This is a genomic window from Streptomyces sp. NPDC088766 (assembly GCF_044750845.1).
Classification (GTDB): Bacteria; Actinomycetota; Actinomycetes; order Streptomycetales; family Streptomycetaceae; genus Streptomyces.
The window spans coordinates 18,307-38,463 of the sequence record NZ_JBIVKQ010000012.1 but is presented as its reverse complement, the minus strand read 5'-3'; the positions used below and the strand labels follow the sequence as shown (position 1 = coordinate 38,463).

Below are 20,157 nucleotides of genomic sequence, written 5' to 3'. Positions count from 1 at the left end.
CCGGCCGCACCCTCACGCCGGTACGGTGCGGCGCGGCCGGGCCACCGAATCGCCCCGCGCTCGGGGCACACGCCGCACTCGGCTTCCGTGCACGGCACGCGGAAGGTGCACTCGTGGGAACGATCCGGGCGGCCGCACCGTGCGGGCCGGCCGCCGCGGTCCCCGGGCCGCCGGCCCCCGCCCCGCCGGCGACTCACCGCTCGCGGTCCTCGGCCGCCGCTTCGCCTCCGGCGAGATCGACGAGGACGAGTACTGGCGCCGGCTGTCCGTCCTGGACGAGCAGTTCGGCGGCCATGGCGGCCGGTGACGGCCGCGGCCACCACCACGCGCACCGCCGCGCCGGGGTCACCGACGCCGTGCCGGCGCGATCCGGTGACCCCGGCGGCGGTACGCCCGGCGCGTACCCGACGTACGACGACCGCCCTCGCGCGACACCGTCGTACGCGGACCCGCACCACGCGAACCCGCCGTACACCGCGGATCGCCGGCGCACGACCCCGCCGTACGCGCGGATCGACCACCGGGTGGAGGTGGGTCCGCGCGTACGGCGAAGGGATCACCTCCCGGTCAGCCGACGACGGCCGGCCGGGCGGGAGCGTGTGCGGGGCTGAGGTCGTCGACCGTCACGACCTCCGGGAACAGCCGGTCGGTGACCAGCCGGCGCGGAGGCCGCGCAGACCGCTCGGGTGCCGGGACCGGCGCAGGAAGGGTGAACCAGACGACCTTGCCGGAATCGCCGTCCGGCCGGGCGCCCCACTCCTCGCTGACCGCTGCCACCATGGCGAGACCGCGCCCGCACGTGGCGAACGAGTCGGCCACCTCGAGGTCGTCGACCACCGGAAGCCTGGGGTCGCGGTCGCGCACGGAGACCGTGAGCCGGTCGAGCAGCAGCTCCATCTCCACGGTGCACGTCTTGTCGGGCCGGGCGTGCAGGTGGACGTTGGTCAACAGCTCGGTCACACCGAGCGCCGCCCGGTCTATGAGGGGATCGAGACGCCAGTAGCGCAGTTGCGCCGATACGATTCTGCGGACCTGGCCTATCCGCGACGGCAGGGCTTGGAGCTCTACCGTGCAGTGCCTGCTTGGGTTGCTGATCACGGCTGCGACTCCCCGACGTGAGGTCCGGAAGAACACGGAGTTCGGATCGATCGGAGCAGTGCGTCTGCGCTAGGGCGGCCGCCTGCTTTCGTGGCCGGCGGGCTGGTTCGCAGCGTTATCGCCGGTAAACCCAGAGTGACGTGGGACCAGCGTGGCGCAAGAGGCGGGAGAGCGCAACTCGCGGTGCCCGTCCGGCCACTGCGGGTCGGCCGCACCGCTTTGCACCCGGCTCTTCAGTTCCCGCGTCCCGCCGCCCTGCGCACGGCCTCGATGAACCGGCGCGCCGCGGGCGGACCCGGCTCACCGGGTGCCGGGTCGTGGTCGCCCAGGGTCAGCAGGTACCGGTTGCCGTTCAGGTCGGCCAGTGCCCGGTCCTCCGGGGCGAACCAGGGCCGGGAGGCGCGTACCGCCTGCACCGGCGCGCTGTCGATCTCGCTGCCGTAGCTGGTGAGCAACTCCAGCCTGCCGTCGTTGATCCGGACCTGTCCGGCCCGGGTGAGCGAGCGCAGTCGCTTCCCGATCCGCACGCCCGTCGCCGTGAACTCCGGCTCAGCCATCCCCGCCCCCTTGCGCGTGGGTGTGCCGGCCCGTGCTCCTGGGCGGGCCGGAAACCAGCTCGTGTCGTGATCCAGTGTGCGTCCCCCGTGCGGAACCTCCGCCCCGCCGGGTGCAGTCTGCCCGCGCGGGCCGTCGAGCACCAGTGCGCGCGACACACGGTCCGCAGCCACCCGGAGCACTCGCGGAATGCGCCCCCCCGCCGGCCGACCCGCCGTCCCCAGGGCCTCCTTTGGGGCGCTCAAAGATGCGTTTATGCAGGTGAGAAGCGTGTGGAAGGTGTCTATGATCGAGGCGTCGGCCGCGTGCGGCGCTGCCGGCGCCCCGCACGAAGGAGCCCGCCGTGACCACCCCCGAGCATCTGCGGACCGGCGCGACCCTCGACGTCGACCGCAGCGACACCGCCTTCCGAGGCTGGCTGAAAGAAGCCGTCCGCAAGGTCCAGGCCGACGCCAACCGCTCCGCCGACACCCACCTGCTGCGCTTCCCGCTGCCGGAACGGTGGGGCATCGACCTCTACCTGAAGGACGAGTCGACCCACCCCACCGGCAGCCTCAAGCACCGGCTCGCCCGCTCCCTCTTCCTCTACGCCCTGTGCAATGGCTGGATCAGGCCGGACCGCCCGGTGATCGAGGCGTCCAGTGGTTCGACCGCCGTCTCCGAGGCCTACTTCGCCAAGCTGATCGGGGTGCCCTTCATCGCCGTCATGCCCCGCACGACGAGCGCCGAGAAGATCCGCCTGATCCAGTTCCACGGCGGACAGTGCCACTTCGTGGACGACTCACGGAAGATGTACGAGGAGTCGGCCCGCCTCGCGGCCGACACCGGCGGCCACTACATGGACCAGTTCACCTACGCCGAGCGGGCCACGGACTGGCGCGGCAACAACAACATCGCCGAATCCATCTTCCGCCAGCTGGAGTTGGAGCGGTTCCCGGAGCCCGCCTGGATCGTCGCCACGGCCGGTACCGGCGGCACCTCCGCGACCCTCGCCCGCTACGTCCACTACACCCAGCGCGACACCCGCATCTGCGTCGCCGACCCCGAGAACTCCTGCTTCTTCGAGGGCTGGACCACCGGCGATCCGGACGTCACCTGCGACTGCGGCTCCCGCATCGAGGGCATCGGGCGGCCCCGCATGGAGCCGAGCTTCCTGCCCGGAGCCGTCGACCGGATGATGAAGGTCCCGGACGCCGCCAGCGTCGCCGCCGTCCGCGCCCTGGAACGCGCCATCGGCCGCAAGGCGGGCGGCTCGACGGGCACGGGCCTGTGGAGCGCGCTGAAGATCGTCGCCGAGATGGTGGCCGAGGGCCGGCAGGGCAGTGTGGTCACCCTGCTGTGCGACCCGGGCGACCGCTATCTCGACAAGTACTACTCCGACGCCTGGCTCGCCGGACAGGGCCTGGACATCGGCCCGTACAGCGCGGCGATCGACTCCCTGCTGGCGACGGGGGTGTGGCCGGACTGAGGGGCACGGGGCCCGTGCGCCGCCGAGATCTCCTCGGCGAGGACGCGCCGTACCGGCGCGGTGGTGACGAAGCCCGGGTCCTCGGGACGCAGACGGTGGGCCGGCCGGGCAACTCCCCGGCACGGCGGAAACGGGTCCGTCGCCCTGACCGGCGTCCCGTCGGACCGGAAGATCAGGTGTCCGCACCCTCGGCGGCCTCACCGGCGACCACGAGCCGCCGCAGATGCTCGGAGATCTCCGCGCGCACCGCGCCCGGCAGCCCGGCGTCCGTCACCAGCGTGTCGACCTGCTCCAGCGCCGCGAAGGAACTCAGTCCGACCACACCCCACTTGGTGTGGTCGGCGACCACCACGACCCGGCGCGCCGACTGCACCAGACGCCGGTTGGTCTCGGCCTCCGCCAGGTTCGGCGTGGACAGACCGGCCTCGGCCGATATCCCGTGCACGCCCAGGAACAGCACGTCGAAGTGGAGCGCCGCGATGGCCTGATCGGCGACCGGCCCCACCAGCGAGTCGGACGGCGTGCGCACGCCGCCGGTCAGCACGACCGTCGCCGCCCCCTGCCGGGGGCCCGAGGTGCGCTGCGCCATGTGGAAGACGTCCGCCACGCGCACCGAGTTGGTCACCACCGTCAGGTCCGGCACGTCCACCAGCCGGTGGGCCAGCGCGTACGTCGTCGTCCCCCCCGACAGCGCGATCGCGCTGCCCGGCGCGACCAGTTCGGCCGCGGCCCGCGCGATGTCCTCCTTGGCGCTCAGCTCCAGGCCCGACTTGGCCTCGAACCCAGGCTCGTGGGTGCTCGCCTCCACGATCGGCACCGCACCGCCGTGCACCTTCTCCAGGACACCCTGACGGGACAGCGCGTCGAGATCGCGGCGCACCGTCATGTCCGACACGCCGAGCTTGCGGGTCAGCTCGTTGACCCGGACACCGCCCCGGCGCCGGACCTCGTCGAGGATCAGTGCGCGCCGCTGCTCCGCGAGGAGGTTCTGATTCTCACTCACGTACGCTCCGGTCCTCTCGACTCAAGCCGACCCACTCCGTCCGACACGCCCGCGTACCTGCCGCGACAAGGACATTCTGCCGGTCGGCGGTCGTGCGGGCGTCCCATCCTCGCACGGGCCACCACCGGCCGTATCACCCCCCGCCCGTCGCGGGCATGTCACAACCATGACACCCGGCGGTTCCGATCCCCACACGGAAAGGGGATATTCGGTGACAACGCGTGCGCACTCGTCGCGCAGCGGCGATCCTTGTGCCGCACGCACACGGAACGGCAGCGCGTCACGGGGGAAGTGCGAGAACAGTGGAACGTGCGCAGGAACGAGCCTCGACCGGCCCGGCGGCCTCGGCCGCGCTGGAACTCCTCGTACACGGCGTGGGCGGAGCCACGCCCGAGAAGATGCTGAACGATCCGCGCACCGTGCGGATCACCGGCGACGACACGGCCGCCGTGTACCGGCGCGAGGGCGACGTGGACGCCGAGAGCGCGGCGACCGGCGGACCGGGGGACCGGCCGGTCCCCGAGGCCTACGTCTGGTCCAACCTCACCTCCGGCAACGGCACCCGCGCCCTGTGGCTCCTGCTGCTGCCGTTCATGGTCGTCAACCTCGCCCACTGGATGCGTCCCGCCGCCCGGCGACGCACCCGCGCGGTGCGCCTGTACGGACTGCTGGTACGGCTCACCGGTCTCACCCTGACGGTCCTGCTCGTCGCCGCCGCCTGCGAGGTCGCACTCGACCTGACGGCCTGGCAGTGCGCGGGCACCCGCGCGTGCGCCGAACGGCACACCTGGCTGGGCTTCCTGTCCCCGACCGTGTCCGACGGCGGCTGGTGGAGCCTGCCCGGCCGCCGCCTGGCCCTCGCGGCCCTCGTCCCGACCGTCCTCACCGCCCTGCTCTGGTACCTCTCCCACCGCACCTGGCGGGCGTACGAGTCCCAGGAGCCGCCGAACCCCCGGACCGAACCCGAGGACGCGCTCGGCGACACCGCCCTCGGCCGCCCCGGCTTCTGGTACGGGCGCCGTCTGGTCGCCCGGCTGCGCGCGGCCCACACCGCGGCCGGCCTGCTCACGGTGGCCGCCGCCGTCGGCACCGCCGCCGCACGCCAGGACCGCGCGCCCGGCGGTCCCGCCCTGCTCGACGCCCTCGGCCGGCTCCTGGAGGCCGCCCTGGCCGCCGGCGCGCTCGCCACGGTCTGGGTGGTGTGCCGCCGGGGCCGCAGCGAGCACCGCCTGGACCGCCGCCTCGACGCCCACCTCGTACGGCGCCTGCCGCTGGCCGCCCTCGTCCTGCTCGCCCTCACCTGCGTGTACGCCGGGTGGGACCGCCCCGCGTGGCGGTCGGCCGGCCGGCTGCCGGGGGACGTGACCTTCGGCGGCATCGCCCTCGTCCAGGGCGCGCTGGTGATCGCCCTCGCGGTCGTCGCCTCGGTCCTGTACCGCGGGGCCGGGAGCGACCCGCAAGGCCGGGCCGCCCTGAAAGGCCTGGGCGGCCCCGCCGTCGCGACGCTCGCCTGCGCCCTCGGCAGCGTGATGTCCGGCGGAGTGTCCCAGCGCGTCTCGGACTGGCTGGACGGCACCGGCACCTTCCTCGCCGGGCCGCCGGTGCTGCTGACCTGGCAGGCGTCCGTGATCCCGGCACTGCTGATCGTGCTGCTGGCCCTGTGCGGCCTGCTCGCCCGGGGGGCCGTGCGGCTGGCCCGCGCCGAGCGGGTCGCGGTGGCCCGCGAGTACGGCGTCCACCCCGGCGACCCGGCCCGCACCCAGCGCATCGCCCGCGCCCGCGCCATGGCCACCCTCACCGACCGGGCCCCGCTCCTCGTCGCCGTCACCTCCACCGCGACCCTGCTGCTCGGCGCCGGCGCGCTCGTCGGCGCCCTCGCCACCGGCCGGACCCCCGACCGGGCCGCCGAGCACGCGCACCCCCTCGTCCACGGCGCGGCCCAGACCGGTCAGGCGCTCGGTTCCTGGTTGATAGGGCTCGGCTTCATACTCTTCGTCACCTGGGGCCGGCGCGCCTACAAGGACGCCTCCGCGCGCCGCACCATCGGCATCCTCTGGGACGTCGGCACCTTCTGGCCGCGCGCCGCGCACCCCTTCTCCCCGCCCTGCTACGCCGAGCGGGCGGTTCCCGACCTGACCTGGCGCATGGCCACCTGGACCCGCGCCACCGGCGGACGCCTGGTGATCTCCGGCCACTCCCAGGGCAGCGTCCTCGCCGCCGCGGCGGCCTGGCAACTGAGCCCCGCCGACCGCGGCCGCGTCGCCCTGCTGACCTACGGCTCCCCGATCGAGCGCCTCTACGGCCGCTGGTTCCCGGCCCACTTCGGCCCCGCCGCGCTGAACGCCCTGCACGAGGACATCGACTGCTGGCGCAACCTCCACCGCCCCACCGACCCCATCGGCGGCCCGGTCCGGTTGTCCGGCGACGACTGCGGCCCCGAGGTCGACCGCGCCGCCCTCGCCGACCCCCTGGCCTACGGCCGCACCGACGCCCACCCCCTGCCCTCACCGATCCTGGGCCACTCCGACTACCAGGCGGACCCGGCCTTCGCCGAGGAACGCGAACGCCTGCTGTCCCGCCTGCGGCCGGACCTCCCGCCCCAGCGCACACAGGCGTCGGCGGACGGCTAGGTGCATTGACCCGCCGGCCGCGTCCCCAACCTCTCGGGTCAATACACCTAGGACAGTTCCGGCAGGTCCTCCGCGTACAGCAGGGTCAGGTCGTCCGTGCTCGGGTCCGGGACGTGGGCGACGCGGCTCGCGTGGCGCTCCACCATCGCCTCGAAGGTCTGGCGGGCGGTGCGGCCGTTGCCGAAGGCGGCGCCCTTGGGGATCTCCGTGAAGTACTTCAGGAGTGCCTCCGGGGCGCCCGGCGCCAGCCGGTACTCGTGCTCCTCGGCCTGCTGCTCGACGATCCGCAGCAGTTCGTCGGGACCGTAGTCGCCGAAGGTGATGGTCCGCGAGAAACGCGACGCCACACCGGGGTTGACCGACAGGAACCGCTCCATCTCGGCCGTGTACCCGGCGACGATCACCACCACGGCGTCCCGGTGGTCCTCCATCAGCTTCACGAGCGTGTCGATGGCCTCCTTGCCGAAGTCACGCCCGGCGTCCTCCGGGGAGAGCGCGTACGCCTCGTCGATGAACAGCACACCGCCGCGCGCCCGCTCGAAGGCCTCCTGGGTGCGGATCGCGGTCGAGCCGATGTGCTCGCCGACCAGGTCGACGCGTGACACCTCGACCAGGTGGCCCTTCTCCAGGACGTGCAGCGCGGCGAGGATCTCGCCGTAGAGACGCGCCACCGTCGTCTTGCCGGTGCCGGGGGAGCCGGTGAAGACCAGATGCCGCTTGACCGAGGCCGCTTTCAGACCGGCCTGCTGCCGGCGCCGGCCCACCTCGATCATGTCGGTCAGCGCCCGCACCTCGCGCTTGACGCTCTCCAGACCCACCAGGGCGTCGAGTTCACCCATCACGTCCGTGGAGGCCCGCACCTGCCGCTCCGGCTCGGCCGCGACCGGTCGCGCCTCGGGCACGGTGGCACGCTGCTCGGGGAGCGCGCCGAGCAGCCCCGGCGAGGAGGGCACCGCTTCCACGGCGGTCTCCCGCGCGCCCGGCGTGGGGACGCCGGCGCTCTCGTCGCTCGTGCAGTCCTCGACCACGGGACCGGAGCCGGCCGCGGCGTCCGGGCCGGCGTCCGCGAACTCGTACCCCCGCCGCGCGCAGCGCTCGGTCCGGCACTTGCGCAGCGTCGTACGGCAGCCGTCTATCACGTGGAAGCCGTAGCCGCCGCTGTTGGTGACCCGGCAGTTCAGGAAGCTGCCGCGGCCGCCTGCCGACACGTAGAAGCCGGCCTCGGCGGGGGAGTCGACGGTGCAGCGCTCCACCGTGGGGTCGGCGCCCTTGGTGACGATCACGCCGGTCTGGGTGGCGTCCACGGTGCAGTTGTTGAGCGTGCCGCCGCTGCCGTGGTCGCGGAACCAGGCGCCGGTCGCCGCGTCCCGGATCCGGCAGTCGTCGAGCTGGGCGGTCGCGCCGTCGCTGACCGACACGGCCGTGTTGCGCACCTGGAAGAGGTCGCTGTCGACGACGTCCGCGCGCGAACCGCGGTCGAGGACGAACAGGGCGTCCGGTACATCGTGCACCCGGCAGGAGTCGAGGACCACGGTGGCGCCGTCACTGACCCAGACGGCCGGGTAGTCGCCGGTGCTGTCGAAGATCTCGCACTGGTTGGCGTCGACCCGGGTGCCCGGGTCCCACACCGACAGGCCGTTGCGGCCGAACTGACGCACCGTCGTCCGCGTCAGCGTCAGTACGGAGCGCGAGCGCAGGTCGACCGCGTTCTCCGGGATGTCGTGGATCCGGCAGTCGGCCAGGGTGAGCACGGCGTCCGTGTCGAGCGTGATCCCGTCGGCGGTGGTGCGGTGCACATCGCAGTCGGTGAGGTGCGCGGTGGCGCGGGCGGTGATCTGCACACCACTGCCCCGGACCTCGTAGACCTCGCAACCCACCGCTTCCAGAGCGGAGTTGTCGCCGGTCGCGCTCAGGCCGGCCCCGGAGGTGTGGTGCACCCGGCAGCGTTCCAGCCGGGGATGGCCGCCCCCGCGCACGGCGACGCCGGCCTGTCCGGCGGCGACGACCTCGCACTCCTCGAAGACACCGCCGCCGCCGTCGACCACGGCGATGCCGATGCCGGCCGGGTTGTCGACGGTGCACCGCCGGACCGTCGGACGCGCGCCGCCGCGCACCTCGATGCCGGCCGCGGACCGCGTGACGATCCGCAGGTCCAGCAGTTCGGGAGTGCCCTCCTCGACGAGCACCGCGGGCGCCGCCGCGTCCTGGCCCTCCACGTGCAGGTCCTGCACCACGGCCGAGGCCCGCACCGTCAACGGCACGCCGTCCACGGGCGCGATGCGGACGGAGCCGGGGGAGCCCTCGGGGCCGCGCAGGGTCACCGCACGCTGCACGACGAGGTTCTCCCGGTAAGTGCCGGGAGCGATGGTGAGCACGTCGCCCTCGGCCGCAGCCTCCAGAGCGGCGGCGAGCGACGTGTACTCACCCGTGCGGCGCCGCCACCTCGATGTGCCGGTGTGCGTCACCTGGACCGTGCCCTGTGCCATGGCGTTGCTGTGCCCCCACCTCGGTCTTGCTGATCGCTCGTTCGTCCACGGGGTGCTCCGGCCGTGCCGCACCCCTGCGGTTCCCTCGCGCGCGGGTCGATGCCGAATGCTCGGCCGGTCCACCGTAGCGTGCGCGCGGGCGGTGGGTTGACCAGAGACGGAAGGCTGTCAGCTGCCGGCGCCCGTGCGGCCCCAGTCCGGGCCCGCCCGGTCCCATGCCTGGTCCCAACGCGCGTACCGGCGGCGGACCATGTGCCGGACGGCGAGTCTTCGGAGCCCTTCGACGACGCCCGCGGTGAGCAGGGCCGCGCCGAATCCGGCGAGGACGGCGTGGGCGGTCGCGATGGCGGGGTCCAGAGGGCGGCCCACCAGGCGGCCGTGCGTGTCGGTCCACAGGAGGAAGTGGTCGCCCCGGTGGGGGGACTTGAGGCCGACGAGGACCGTGCCGTGGTGCGGGGTGCCGTCGGGAGCGGTCCAGTCGGCGACCACCCGGGTGCGGCTGTCCCGCCCGGAGACGCTCTCGGGATCCGCCTCCGGTGGTGAACCCTCCAGCTCGCGCACCACGGTTGCCGGGACCCGGTGGCGGGAGAGGAGCTGGTCGCGGACGGTGTGCTGCAAGGTGTCCTGAGCGACGGCGCCGACGAGGGAGCCGACGACGGGTGCCACCAGCAGGATCAGGAGCAGGGCCGTCAGCGCCACCCAGGCCTCGACCAGATCCGTCGTACGGCGCAACGGATTGTGCCGCCAGCGCCAGAGTCCACCGATCGCCCGCACCACCGGCACCCCTTCCCGCTCCGTGACACCCCCCTTGTAGCCGTTCACGTGCGGGTCCGGGCGAAGAGAGAGCCAGATCACCCGCGGCCGGGACCTTTCATGAACGTCTCACGAAAAGCACAACGGCCAAAGGGCGGGCGGAGGTTCCCAGGGGTGCCGTGCTCCGGCCCCAACCGGCAGGCCCCGACCCGCGCCGCGCTCGTCAGCCCACGACGGTGACCGGGTCGCCCACCCGGATGGTGCCGCGGGAGAGGGGCACCAGATTCTGTCCGAAGACCAGCTTGCCGCCCAGCCGCCGATGCCGTCCCAGCGTGTGGAGGGGTTCCTTGCCGCGCTCCGCGGTGGCCTGGTCGGTCGTGGTCACCACGCACCGGCCGCACGGCTTGGCGACCCGGAAACCGACCTCGCCGATGGTCAGACGCGACCAGCCGTCCTCGGCCCACGGTTCCGTGCCCGTCACGACCACGTTCGGCCGGAAGCGGTTCATCGGCAGCGGCCCTTCCGCGGCGTGCTCACCCCGCGCGATCAGCGAGTTGAGGGCGTCGAGCGAGGCGACGGCGGTGACCAGCAGCGGATACCCGTCGGCGAACGCGACCGTCTCGCCGGGCAGCCCGTACTCGGGGTCGACGGCCCGGCGCCTCGCGGGGTCGTCCATGTGCACCAGACGCACGTCGGCGCCGAGAAGGGCGCTGCACCAGGCGTGCGCGGCCTCGTCGGCGAGGACCCCCTCCACCTTGTCGCGGAAGATCTCCAGCGAGACCGTTCCGATCGGCCGCGGCACGGAGACGGACAGCGGCGCCAGACCGGGCGCGGACAGACGGACACCGCCGCCGGGCAGGAGCTCGGCGGCGGCTTGTGCGAGGCGCGGCTGCTGACGCTGGGTGACGACCTTTCCCCCGTGGTCGATCAGCGCCCAGCGTCGGTCTCCGGCCAGCCCCCAGGGCTCCACTTCTGCCTTCCGGGGCGCCTGGCCCCGGAACGCCTTGACCGGATGGACGTGGATCGACAGCAGCTCGGCATTCCCCATGGCCTCATCCTGCCAGGTGGCGGCGACTGTCCCCGGGGCGGCTCAGTAACCGCGGTACTGCTGGTTGTTGTACGGGTCCTGGTACTGGGGCGCGGCGGGCCGGGGAGCCGCGGGGCGCATCGCGTCGTACCCCGTGCCGGGCCCGGCGGGGCGCGGCGGCTGCTGCATCTGCGGGCCGGGATAGCCACGCGGCGCGGTGGCCTGCGGCGGGATGTAGGCGGCCGGCGCCTGCTGCAGCGGAGCGGGCTGCTGCGCCTGCGGGTAGCCGTAGCCGTACGGGGACGGGGCCGCCGGGAGGGCGGGCAGTGCCGACGGCAACGCGGGCAGACTGCTGCCCGTGTCGTAGGCGGCGGGGACCCGGATCGGGGCGATCTGCGGGGTGCCCCGCTCGGCCACGAGCGAGTCGTAGATCGGAGTGTCCGGGAAGGAGGCGGAGTAGTAGCCGCCGCCATAGGTGGAGCGGGGGGAGGTCATGGCACATAAGTTAAGCCCACGATGTGCTGGTTGGGGAGACCGATAAGAGGGTTGTTTTCCGTGTCGGCGATGACTTCGGATACCCAATGCGAGCGAACTTGGCAAAAAGGGGCGGCAATCATGGTTCGGATCGTGTAAAGGCCGAGTTCCCGGCGGGTTACCGGCGGTTGGCCAGGGATCTTGCCGCCCTGCGGATGGGCGTTCCCGGTCCGGGCGAATAGGTTGACGGGTAGACAACCCGAGGGTGCCGGAACGTGCGGTCCGGCCGGTGAAGGCGAGGGGACGGACATGTCCATGCCGAAAGGGTCGAATGTTCCGGTGCCGACGACGGCACTGCGGGTCGAGGTGGGCCGCAGGTCGGGACCGGGCGTCCCCGACGCGGACGCCTCGGCCCTGCTGCTGGTCGCCGGGAAGGCCCGTTCGGACGCCGACTTCGTCTTCTACAACCAGCCGGCCCACTTCTCCGGCGCGGTCCGGCACGAGGGCAAACGGGACCTGGGCGGCAGGGTGACCGACACGCTGCTCGTCGACCTCGCGCGCGTGGAGCCCGCGATCGAGACCGTCGTCCTGGCCGCCTCGGCGGACGGCGGCACCTTCGGGCAGGTGCCCGACCTCGCCGTCGAGGTACGGGACGCGGGACGGAACACGGTGGTGGCCCGGTACGACGCCACCGGCGCGACCGTCGAGACGGCGTTCGTGCTCGGCGAGTTCTACCGCCGCCAGGGCGCCTGGAAGTTCCGCGCCGTCGGCCAGGGCTACGACAGCGGCCTGGAAGGTCTGGCCACGGACTACGGGATCACCGTCGACGAACCGCAGCACACCGCACCGCAGCCCACCGCACCGCGACCGGCCACCGTCCCGACGCCCCCGCCCCCCGCTCCGCCCGCGCCCCCGACCGTGCCGGCCTTCCCGGTCACCGTGCCCCCGCCCGTCCACGCCACCCCGCCCCCGCCCCCCGCTCCGCCCGCGGCCCCGGTCCGCCTCACCAAGGTGACGCTCACCAAGGCCGCTCCGTCGGTGTCGCTGACCAAACAGGGCGGCACCTCGGGCGTCATGCGGGTGAACCTCAACTGGGAGGTGCGCAAGCAGTTCGCCAAGTGGGGCAGCAAACGCGGCCGCGCGGTCGCGCTCCACAACGACCTCGACCTCGACCTGTGCGCGCTGTTCGAGCTGGCCGACGGACGCAAGGGGGTGGTACAGGCCCTCGGCAACGCCTTCGGCGCCCTGCACCAGCCGCCCTACATCCTCCTCGACGGCGACGACCGCACGGGCGCCGTGGCCACCGGGGAGAACCTCACGATCAACCTCGACCACAAGAACGCCTTCCGCCGCGTCCTCGTCTTCGTGACCGTCTACGAGGGCGCCCGCTCCTTCGCCGACCTGCACGCCACGGTGACGTTGCAGCCGCAGTTCGGTGCCGCGATCGACTTCTCCCTGGACGAGTGCACCGTCCCCTCGACCGTGTGCGCGCTCGCGCTGATCACCCGCACCGGCGACGACCTCGTCGTCCGGCGCGAGGCCCGCTACCTGGTGCCCGAGCGCGGGGTGAGCCCGCAGCGGACCGTGGACCACGCCTACGGCTGGGGCATGAACTGGACACCCGGCCGCAAATAGGCCGCGGCGGCGGGTGCGACCTCAGCCCTCGTCGGCCACCGTGTCCGGACGGGCGTAGGTACGGCCCTTCCAGGCCGCTCCCCGCCCCCGGTAGTGCTGAACCGCGGAATCCACCGTCATCAGGAGATACAGGAGAGCGGTGAACGGCAGCAGCGGCGCGAGCCACAGCGGCTGACGGTAGTAGCGGAGCATCGGGAGGTACGTCCCCGTCATCACCAGCCACGCGAGGCCGCCCGGCACCGCGGCGGCCGGGACGGCGAGGGCGAGCCCGCCGAGCAGCGCGAGCGGCGGCACCAGGTAGACCAGGGCGAGGCCCAGCACCGTGCCGAGCAGCAGCAGCGGGTTGTGCCGCAGTTGCGCGTAGGCGCTGCGCGAGACCATCCGCCACAGGTCGTGCAGCCTCGGGTACGGGCGCACACTGTCGACCCGGTCGGCCAGCCCCAGCCAGACGCGGCCCCCCGACCCCTTCACCGCACGCGCGAGCGCCACGTCGTCGATGACGGCGTGCCGGATGGCCTCCGGGATCCGGGCCCGCCCGGCCGCCTCCGCGCGCAGCAGGACGCAGCCGCCCGCCGCGGCCGCCGTCCGCGTCCCGGGCCGGCCGATCCGGCGGAACGGGTAGAGCTGCGCGAAGAAGTAGACGAACGCCGGCACGACCAGCCGCTCCCACACGCTCTCCACCCGCAGCCGTGCCATCTGGGAGACGAGGTCGAAGCCGCCGGTGCGCGCCGCGGCGACCAACTCCCGCAGGCTGTCGGGCGCGTGCGCGATGTCGGCGTCCGTCAGGAGCAGGTACTCGGGTCCACGCGCGCGTGCCAGTGCGATGCCGTACCGCACCGCCCACAGCTTCCCCGTCCAGCCGGGCGGTGGCTCGCCCGGCGAGTCCACGGTCAGCCTCAGCCCGCCGTGCCGCCGGGCCAGCTCGCGCGCCAGCTCCCCCGTGCCGTCGGAGCTGCCGTCGTCGACGAGGAAGACCTCCGCCCGCCCCGGATACTCCTGTGCGAGCAGCGACGGAAGACTGGCGGGGAGCACCGCCGCCTCGTCACGTGCGGGGACGACCACGCAGACCGACGGCCACTCCCCGGGCCCCACGTGCTCCGCGCGCGGGGGCAGCCGGACGTCCGTGCGCCAGAAGAAGCCCTGGCAGAGCAGCAGCCACAGCCAGGCGGCGAGAGAAACGGCGGAGATCCACACGACGGCGCTCACGCGCGCAGTCTGCCCCACGGGAGCGGGCCCCAGGAGCACATCGTCTATCGTGGCCGGGTGAAGATCGCGCTCATGGACTCCGGAATCGGGCTGCTGGCGGCCACCGCCGCGGTACGGCGCCTGCGACCCGACGCGGATCTGGTGCTCTCCCTGGACCCCGACGGCATGCCCTGGGGACCGCGCACGCCCGGGGACCTCACCGCGCGCGCCCTCGCGGTCGCGCACGCCGCCGCCGCCCACCGGCCCGACGCCCTGATCATCGGCTGCAACACGGCGACCGTGCACGCGCTGCCCACCCTGCGGGCCCGCCTCGAACCGGGCATCCCGGTGATCGGGACCGTGCCCGCGATCAAGCCCGCCGCGGCCGGTGGCGGCCCCGTCGCCATCTGGGCCACCCCCGCCACCACCGGCAGCCCCTACCAGCGCGGCCTCATCGACGACTTCGCCGACGGCGTCACGGTGACCGAGGTGCCCTGCTGGGGGCTGGCCGAGGCCGTGGAGCACGCCGACGAGACGGCGATCGACGCGGCGGTCGCCGCGGCCGCCGCGCTCACCCCGGACGAGGTGACCACCGTCGTTTTGGGCTGCACCCATTACGAACTGGTCGCCGAGCGCATCCGCGCCGCCGTCCAGGGCGCCGGCCGCCCGCCGCTCGTCCTGCACGGATCGGCCGGTGCCGTGGCCGCCCAGGCACTGCGCCGCATCGGCTCCCGCCCCGAGCCCGCGGCCCAGGCCCTCGGCGCGGTGACGGTTCTCCTCAGCGGCCGCGAGGGCACGCTGCCGGCGCCCGCACTCGCCTACGCGGAAGGCCGACTCCTCCAGGAGGCCAGCCCCGCCAGGTGACCGCGTTTCACGGGGCGGACGAGCACGGTCCGCCGGTGGTCCGGCCGGCCCAGTCACCCTGCGCGACACGGTACCGGCGGAGCGGAACCTGAGTAACCTCGTCAATATGAGGGACCACCACCCCCACGACGAGACCGCCCCGCACCCCGATGTGTGGCACGGGCGGGCCACCAACCGGTTCCAGTGGCTGCTCGCGCTCGGCGGCGCGGCCTGCATGGCACTCGGTATCGAACTTGCCGTCGAGTCCGCTTGGACGTCCTCCATCGCGCCGCTCGCCATGGCCGTGGTCGGCTGCATCGCCGCGGGAATGCTGGTCCTCTTCGGCACCCTCGCCTTCGTCCACGTCGACCTGAAGCTCGACAAGGATTCCCTCGAGGTGCGCTGCGGGCACATCGGCGTGCCGCGCCGCCGCATCCCGCTGTCCCACGTCGCCGGGGTCGACTTCGAGCCGCATGTCACTCCGCGCCACTGGGGCGGCTGGGGCTACCGCTGGCGCCCCGAGAAGGGCACCGCCGTCGTCGTACGGCGCGGGGAGGGCGTGGTCCTGCGGCTCTGGGACGGGCACACCTTCACGATCACCGTGGACGACGCGGAGTCCGCCGTACGGGCCATCCGGACGCGCCTGCGGCAGGGCACGCCGGACGCGACGCACTGACTCAGACGACCGGACGGCCGTCGCGGGAACGCAGGTCCCGTCCCGAACGGGGCGGGGCCGTGCCCGGCGCCGGTTCGACGGCGAGGGGGCGGGCCGTGGCCAGACCCGCCAGCAGACCCGCGCCCACCGAGACCGTGGTGAAGCTCAGCGCGTTGCCGACCGAGGCCACGGCCGCCAGACCCGTCAGCGCGGCACCCGCACTCAGCACGACCGGCGTCGGACGGGCCGCGTGCCACAGGGCGAACAGCATCCAGCCGAAGGCCGCGGCCAGCAGCAGCACCCCGACGACACCCTGTTCCGCCGCCATCTGGAACGGCGCCGAGTGCGGTTTGCCGTCCGACAGAGTGGTCCGCGCCGCCGTCGCGCTCAGTTCGCCGAAGCGTCCCGGCCCCACGCCGAGGCCGGCGTCGTGCCGCGCCAGGTCGAGGGCGTCGCGCCACAGGCCGACCCGACGGGGCGTGAGCCGGTCCTCCAACGACGCGGCGAGCCCGGCGGGCAGCGCGGCGCCGGCCGCCGCCCAGGTCAGGCCCGTGACCGCGGCGGCGGCCAGTGCCAGCCCGGCCAGGCCGCGCCCCCGGTGGGGCATACGCCCGGCGGCCAGGGAGCACAGCACGACGGCGGCGCAGGTCACCGTCGCGGTGCGCGAACCCAGCACGGCCCCGGCCGGCGCCGTCCCGCCGGCCAGCAGGAGCAGCACGAGCCGCAGCGCCGGCACGGGAGTCGCCCAGGCCGCGCAGCAGGCGGCTCCCGCCGACAGGGTGAGCACCGCCGCCGTGGCACCGGCGTGACCCAGCGGTGTGACGGTCTCGGGTCCCGGGACGAGCCGTGGCAGGGCCACCGTCAGGGCGAGCCCGGCCAGGGCCGCGGCGCAGGGCGCCGCGACGGGCAGCAGCACGCCGGAGATCCGCCCCGCCGCGTAACCGGCGGCCACGGCCAGCACCGAGAGCAGGACGCCCTCGGGACGGCCGCCCTGCACGGCAGCGGTCACCAGGGACCAGGTGGCGCAGCTCCCGAGGACCACCACACCCACGGCGTCGGAAACGATGCGTCTTTCCCCGTCCGCGTCCTCGTCGTCCGCGGCCGTCATCCCCCTCGACCTCACGCCCCACCCCCGTACCCGGTCGCCCCAGGACCGTGAAAACCTCCCCGGCCGCCCCGCGCGACAGGAGCACCGCCTCACCGTAACGGCTGCCGGGCGGTTTGGGCACGAGTCGTGCGGGCGGCACCGGCGGACCGTGCTGTCTGCGGAAAGGTGACCCGCCGTACACTCCCGGAGTGACCGTCACCGCTACTTCCGTGGACCGGCCGGACCAGCTGGAGCCCCCGACCGCGCCGTCGCGCGGCGCACGGCTCCTGCGTCTGGTCCCGGCAGCCACCGCGGCGCTCTCCGGAGTGCTCCTGTACGTCAGCTTCCCGCCGCGCACCCTGTGGTGGCTGGCCCTGCCCGCCTTCGCCCTCCTCGGCCGGCTGCTGCGCGGCCGGGGCTGGAAGGCGGGGTTCGGCCTCGGATACCTCTTCGGTCTCGGCTTCCTGCTGCCGCTGCTGGTGTGGACGGGTGTCGAGGTGGGCCCCGGCCCCTGGATCGCGCTGGTGCTCATCGAGGCGATCTTCGTCGCGCTGGTGGGCGCGGGCATCGCCGCGGTCTCGAAGCTGCCGGCCTGGCCGGTGTGGGCGGCGGCGATCTGGATCGCCGGAGAGGCGGCACGCGCGCGCGTGCCCTTCCGCGGCTTCCCCTGGGGCAAGATCGCGTTCGGCCAGGCGGACGGCGTCTTCCTGCCGGTGGCCGCGCTGGGCGGCACTCCGGTCCTCGGTTTCGCGGTCGTCCTGTGCGGTTTCGGCCTCTGTGAGGCCGTACGGACGGCTCTCGAGTGGCGCCGCACGCGCGAGGTGCGGCGGTCGGCCGCCGCCGTCGCACTGATCAGCATGGCCGTCCCGGTCCTGGCCGCCGTGGCCGCCCGCCCGCTGGTCAGCGACGGGGCGGAGGACGGCACCGCGACGGTGGCGGTCATCCAGGGCAACGTGCCCCGTCTCGGACTGGACTTCAACTCCCAGCGCCGGGCCGTCCTCGACTACCACGCGCGCGAGACGGAGCGGCTGGCCGCCGAGGTCAGGGCCGGCAAGGCGGACCAGCCCGACTTCGTGCTGTGGCCCGAGAACTCCTCCGACATCGACCCCTTCGCCAACCCGGACGCCGCCGCCGTCATCGAGCGGGCGGCCGAGGCGATCGACGCGCCCATCTCCGTGGGCGGCGTCGTCGAACGCGACGGCAAGCTGTACAACGAGCAGATCCTGTGGGACCCCGACAAGGGCGCCACCCAGACCTACGACAAGCGGCAGGTCCAGCCCTTCGGCGAGTACCTCCCGCTGCGCTCCCTCATCGGCGCCGTCAACGACGAGTGGACCTCGATGGTCCACCAGGACTTCGACCGGGGCACCGAGCCCGGCGTGTTCGACTTCGGCGACGCCGAGGTCGGCCTCGCCACCTGCTACGAAGCGGCCTTCGACTGGGCCGTGCGCGACACCGTCACCCACGGCGCGCAGCTCATCTCCGTGCCCAGCAACAACGCCACCTTCGACCGCAGCGAGATGACCTACCAGCAGCTCGCCATGTCACGTGTGCGTGCCGTCGAGCACAGCCGGACCGTCACCGTGCCGGTGACCAGCGGGGTCAGCGCGATCATCATGCCCGACGGCAGGATCAGCCAGAAGACCGGCATGTTCGTCGCGGACTCCCTGGTCCAGAAGGTCCCGCTGCGCTCCTCGCAGACCCCCGCGACGAAGCTTGGCATCCTGCCCGAGATCGCCCTCCTGCTCGTCGCCGCCGGCGGGCTCGGGTGGGCGATCGGGGCCGGGGTGCGCGGGCGGCGCGCCGGTGGCGTGTAACCGTACGCCCGGCGAGCGCGTCCCCCACACGTGCGGCGTCGTCGGAGCACCTCGTTAGGGTCGGTCCATGCCTACTCCCGACTTCATCCACGAGATCCGGGCCGTCGCGGGCCACCAGTTGCTGTGGCTGCCCGGAGTCACCGCCCTCGTCTTCGACGACGCGGGCCGCGTGCTGCTCGGCCGTCGCTCGGACACGCGCAAGTGGGCGGTGATCGGCGGCATCCCCGACCCCGGGGAGCAGCCCGCCGTCTGCGCCGTGCGGGAGGTCTTCGAGGAGACCGCGGTGCGGTGCGTGGTCGAACGGGTCGTCCTCGTCCAGGCGCTGGAGCCGGTCACGTACGACAACGGAGACGTCTGCCAGTACATGGACATCACCTTCCGCTGCCGTGCCGTGGGCGGCGAGGCCCGTGTCAACGACGACGAGTCGCTGGAGGTGGGCTGGTTCGCGGTGGACGCCCTGCCCGACCTGAACGAGTTCGCACTGTTCCGGATCAAGCAGGCGTTGTCGGACGAGCCCACATGGTTCGACTCCATGAGTTCCAGCTGAAGTGTGGGGGTGGACCACATGGGGTGAGCCGACGACGCTGCCTAAGGTCACAGGCATGACCACGCCCCACGCCGCTCCTGGTCCCACCGCCCCCTCCCTCGACCTCCACGGTCGCACCGCCCTCGTCACCGGCGCCGCCGGCGGCATCGGCCGCGCATGCGTGCTGCGGCTGGCCGCCGCCGGGGCCAAGGTGCGCGCGGTCGACCGGGACGCCACGGGCCTGGAGACACTCACCGAGAGCGCCGCGGGCCTGCCGGGCGTCGTCGAGCCGCACGTCCTGGACCTCACGGACCTCGACGCCGCCGAACTCGCGGCCGCCGGCACCGACGTCCTGGTCAACAACGCCGGCCTGCAACTGGTACGCCCCCTGGAGGAGTTCCCGCCGGACGTCTTCCACACGGTCCTCACGGTGATGCTGGAAGCACCGTTCCGGCTCATCCGCGGCGCCCTGCCCCACATGTACGGGCAGGGCTGGGGCCGCATCGTCAACGTCTCCTCCGTGCACGGACTGCGTGCCTCGCCCTACAAGTCGGCGTACGTGGCCGCCAAGCACGGGCTCGAGGGACTGTCCAAGACGGCCGCCCTCGAAGGCGCGCCGCACGGTGTCACCTCCAACTGCGTGAACCCCGCCTATGTGCGCACCCCGCTGGTCGAGAAGCAGCTCGCCGACCAGGCGCGGGCGCACGACCTGCCGCAGGAGCGCGTCCTGGCCGAGGTGCTCCTGCGGGACAGCGCGCTCAAGCGGCTCATCGAACCGGAGGAGGTCGCCGATGCCGTCGCCTATCTGTGCGGCCCCGGGGCGTCCTTCGTGACCGGAACCTCCCTGATCATGGACGGCGGCTGGACGGCGCACTGACCTGCCCGGTGAGCGCCGGGCCCGGAGTTTTCCACAGG

At 73.6% G+C, this 20,157-nt stretch carries 18 protein-coding genes; 9 read left to right on the top strand and 9 right to left on the bottom strand.

The window, feature by feature from the left end; all coding sequences use genetic code 11:
- The first annotated feature begins 25 nt into the window (after positions 1 to 25).
- Entirely contained in the window at positions 26 to 307 is a 282-nt protein-coding gene (locus ACIP5W_RS18385) for an SHOCT domain-containing protein (protein WP_401474050.1), read from the top strand.
- Positions 308 to 567: 260 nt separating this feature from the next.
- Here ACIP5W_RS18385 and ACIP5W_RS18380 read toward each other — a convergent pair whose 3' ends face one another.
- Together ACIP5W_RS18380 and ACIP5W_RS18375 are read right to left on the bottom strand one after the other, a co-directional pair.
- Positions 568 to 1,098 carry an ATP-binding protein gene (locus tag ACIP5W_RS18380; protein WP_401474047.1) on the bottom strand — a complete coding sequence of 177 codons (531 nt, stop codon included), beginning with the start codon at positions 1,096 to 1,098 and terminating at the stop codon, positions 568 to 570.
- A 233-nt stretch (positions 1,099 to 1,331) separates the two neighbouring features.
- Positions 1,332 to 1,655: a hypothetical protein gene (locus ACIP5W_RS18375; RefSeq protein ID WP_401474044.1), complete on the bottom strand. Its 324-nt coding sequence runs from the start codon at positions 1,653 to 1,655 to the stop codon at positions 1,332 to 1,334.
- Between the two features lie 341 nt (positions 1,656 to 1,996).
- On the opposite strand from ACIP5W_RS18375, the gene ACIP5W_RS18370 reads away from it, so the two are divergent.
- On the top strand, positions 1,997 to 3,121 hold the full coding sequence (locus tag ACIP5W_RS18370; protein WP_401474041.1) for a PLP-dependent cysteine synthase family protein: 1,125 nt from the start codon (positions 1,997 to 1,999) through the stop codon (positions 3,119 to 3,121).
- 172 nt (positions 3,122 to 3,293) lie between these two features.
- Here ACIP5W_RS18370 and ACIP5W_RS18365 read toward each other — a convergent pair whose 3' ends face one another.
- Positions 3,294 to 4,124, bottom strand: a complete 831-nt coding sequence (locus tag ACIP5W_RS18365) for a DeoR/GlpR family DNA-binding transcription regulator (protein WP_401474038.1) — start codon at positions 4,122 to 4,124, stop codon at positions 3,294 to 3,296.
- A 302-nt stretch (positions 4,125 to 4,426) separates the two neighbouring features.
- On the opposite strand from ACIP5W_RS18365, the gene ACIP5W_RS18360 reads away from it, so the two are divergent.
- On the top strand, positions 4,427 to 6,754 hold the full coding sequence (locus ACIP5W_RS18360; protein WP_401474035.1) for a hypothetical protein: 2,328 nt from the start codon (positions 4,427 to 4,429) through the stop codon (positions 6,752 to 6,754).
- 47 nt (positions 6,755 to 6,801) lie between these two features.
- Here ACIP5W_RS18360 and ACIP5W_RS18355 read toward each other — a convergent pair whose 3' ends face one another.
- The 4 genes from ACIP5W_RS18355 to ACIP5W_RS18340 form a co-directional block, all read right to left on the bottom strand.
- Positions 6,802 to 9,240: a right-handed parallel beta-helix repeat-containing protein gene (locus tag ACIP5W_RS18355; RefSeq protein ID WP_401474032.1), complete on the bottom strand. Its 2,439-nt coding sequence runs from the start codon at positions 9,238 to 9,240 to the stop codon at positions 6,802 to 6,804.
- 168 nt (positions 9,241 to 9,408) lie between these two features.
- Positions 9,409 to 10,014: a hypothetical protein gene (locus ACIP5W_RS18350; protein WP_401474442.1), complete on the bottom strand. Its 606-nt coding sequence runs from the start codon at positions 10,012 to 10,014 to the stop codon at positions 9,409 to 9,411.
- Between the two features lie 202 nt (positions 10,015 to 10,216).
- Positions 10,217 to 11,041 (bottom strand): MOSC domain-containing protein, encoded by an 825-nt coding sequence (locus ACIP5W_RS18345; RefSeq protein ID WP_401474030.1) that lies wholly within the window; start codon positions 11,039 to 11,041, stop codon positions 10,217 to 10,219.
- A gap of 42 nt (positions 11,042 to 11,083) precedes the next feature.
- On the bottom strand, positions 11,084 to 11,515 hold the full coding sequence (locus ACIP5W_RS18340) for a DUF6643 family protein (RefSeq protein WP_401474027.1): 432 nt from the start codon (positions 11,513 to 11,515) through the stop codon (positions 11,084 to 11,086).
- 294 nt (positions 11,516 to 11,809) lie between these two features.
- Here ACIP5W_RS18340 and ACIP5W_RS18335 point away from each other — a divergent pair, with 294 nt between their 5' ends.
- Positions 11,810 to 13,129: a TerD family protein gene (locus ACIP5W_RS18335; RefSeq protein WP_401474440.1), complete on the top strand. Its 1,320-nt coding sequence runs from the start codon at positions 11,810 to 11,812 to the stop codon at positions 13,127 to 13,129.
- Positions 13,130 to 13,150: 21 nt separating this feature from the next.
- On the opposite strand, the gene ACIP5W_RS18330 is transcribed toward ACIP5W_RS18335, so the two are convergent.
- On the bottom strand, positions 13,151 to 14,353 hold the full coding sequence (locus tag ACIP5W_RS18330; protein ID WP_401474024.1) for a glycosyltransferase: 1,203 nt from the start codon (positions 14,351 to 14,353) through the stop codon (positions 13,151 to 13,153).
- A 39-nt stretch (positions 14,354 to 14,392) separates the two neighbouring features.
- Here ACIP5W_RS18330 and ACIP5W_RS18325 point away from each other — a divergent pair, with 39 nt between their 5' ends.
- Positions 14,393 to 15,178: a glutamate racemase gene (locus ACIP5W_RS18325; protein WP_401474021.1), complete on the top strand. Its 786-nt coding sequence runs from the start codon at positions 14,393 to 14,395 to the stop codon at positions 15,176 to 15,178.
- Between the two features lie 106 nt (positions 15,179 to 15,284).
- The gene (locus ACIP5W_RS18320; RefSeq protein ID WP_401474018.1) at positions 15,285 to 15,833 is read left to right on the top strand and encodes a hypothetical protein; all 549 of its coding nucleotides are present in this window, start codon (positions 15,285 to 15,287) and stop codon (positions 15,831 to 15,833) included.
- 1 nt (position 15,834) lies between these two features.
- On the opposite strand, the gene ACIP5W_RS18315 is transcribed toward ACIP5W_RS18320, so the two are convergent.
- The gene (locus ACIP5W_RS18315; RefSeq protein ID WP_401474015.1) at positions 15,835 to 16,920 is read right to left on the bottom strand and encodes an O-antigen ligase family protein; all 1,086 of its coding nucleotides are present in this window, start codon (positions 16,918 to 16,920) and stop codon (positions 15,835 to 15,837) included.
- 188 nt (positions 16,921 to 17,108) lie between these two features.
- Here ACIP5W_RS18315 and lnt point away from each other — a divergent pair, with 188 nt between their 5' ends.
- The 3 genes from lnt (at position 17,109) to ACIP5W_RS18300 (ending at position 20,119) form a co-directional block, all read left to right on the top strand.
- Entirely contained in the window at positions 17,109 to 18,716 is a 1,608-nt protein-coding gene (gene lnt, locus ACIP5W_RS18310; protein WP_401474012.1) for an apolipoprotein N-acyltransferase, read from the top strand.
- 67 nt (positions 18,717 to 18,783) lie between these two features.
- Positions 18,784 to 19,263, top strand: a complete 480-nt coding sequence (locus tag ACIP5W_RS18305; protein ID WP_401474009.1) for an NUDIX hydrolase — start codon at positions 18,784 to 18,786, stop codon at positions 19,261 to 19,263.
- A gap of 55 nt (positions 19,264 to 19,318) precedes the next feature.
- Positions 19,319 to 20,119 carry a 3-hydroxybutyrate dehydrogenase gene (locus tag ACIP5W_RS18300; RefSeq protein ID WP_401474006.1) on the top strand — a complete coding sequence of 267 codons (801 nt, stop codon included), beginning with the start codon at positions 19,319 to 19,321 and terminating at the stop codon, positions 20,117 to 20,119.
- Positions 20,120 to 20,157 lie beyond the last annotated feature (38 nt).

What these genes read in the sequence shown, in the direction of transcription:
- ACIP5W_RS18305 (WP_401474009.1), top strand. Translation starts at nt 18,784, where the DNA reads ATGCCTACTCCCGACTTCATCCACGAGATCCGGGCCGTCGCGGGCCAC.
- ACIP5W_RS18345 (WP_401474030.1), bottom strand. Translation starts at nt 11,041, where the DNA reads ATGGGGAATGCCGAGCTGCTGTCGATCCACGTCCATCCGGTCAAGGCG.
- ACIP5W_RS18375 (WP_401474044.1), bottom strand. Translation starts at nt 1,655, where the DNA reads ATGGCTGAGCCGGAGTTCACGGCGACGGGCGTGCGGATCGGGAAGCGA.
- ACIP5W_RS18355 (WP_401474032.1), bottom strand. Translation starts at nt 9,240, where the DNA reads ATGGCACAGGGCACGGTCCAGGTGACGCACACCGGCACATCGAGGTGG.
- ACIP5W_RS18320 (WP_401474018.1), top strand. Translation starts at nt 15,285, where the DNA reads ATGAGGGACCACCACCCCCACGACGAGACCGCCCCGCACCCCGATGTG.
- ACIP5W_RS18300 (WP_401474006.1), top strand. Translation starts at nt 19,319, where the DNA reads ATGACCACGCCCCACGCCGCTCCTGGTCCCACCGCCCCCTCCCTCGAC.
- ACIP5W_RS18340 (WP_401474027.1), bottom strand. Translation starts at nt 11,515, where the DNA reads ATGACCTCCCCCCGCTCCACCTATGGCGGCGGCTACTACTCCGCCTCC.
- ACIP5W_RS18315 (WP_401474015.1), bottom strand. Translation starts at nt 16,920, where the DNA reads ATGACGGCCGCGGACGACGAGGACGCGGACGGGGAAAGACGCATCGTT.
- ACIP5W_RS18335 (WP_401474440.1), top strand. Translation starts at nt 11,810, where the DNA reads ATGCCGAAAGGGTCGAATGTTCCGGTGCCGACGACGGCACTGCGGGTC.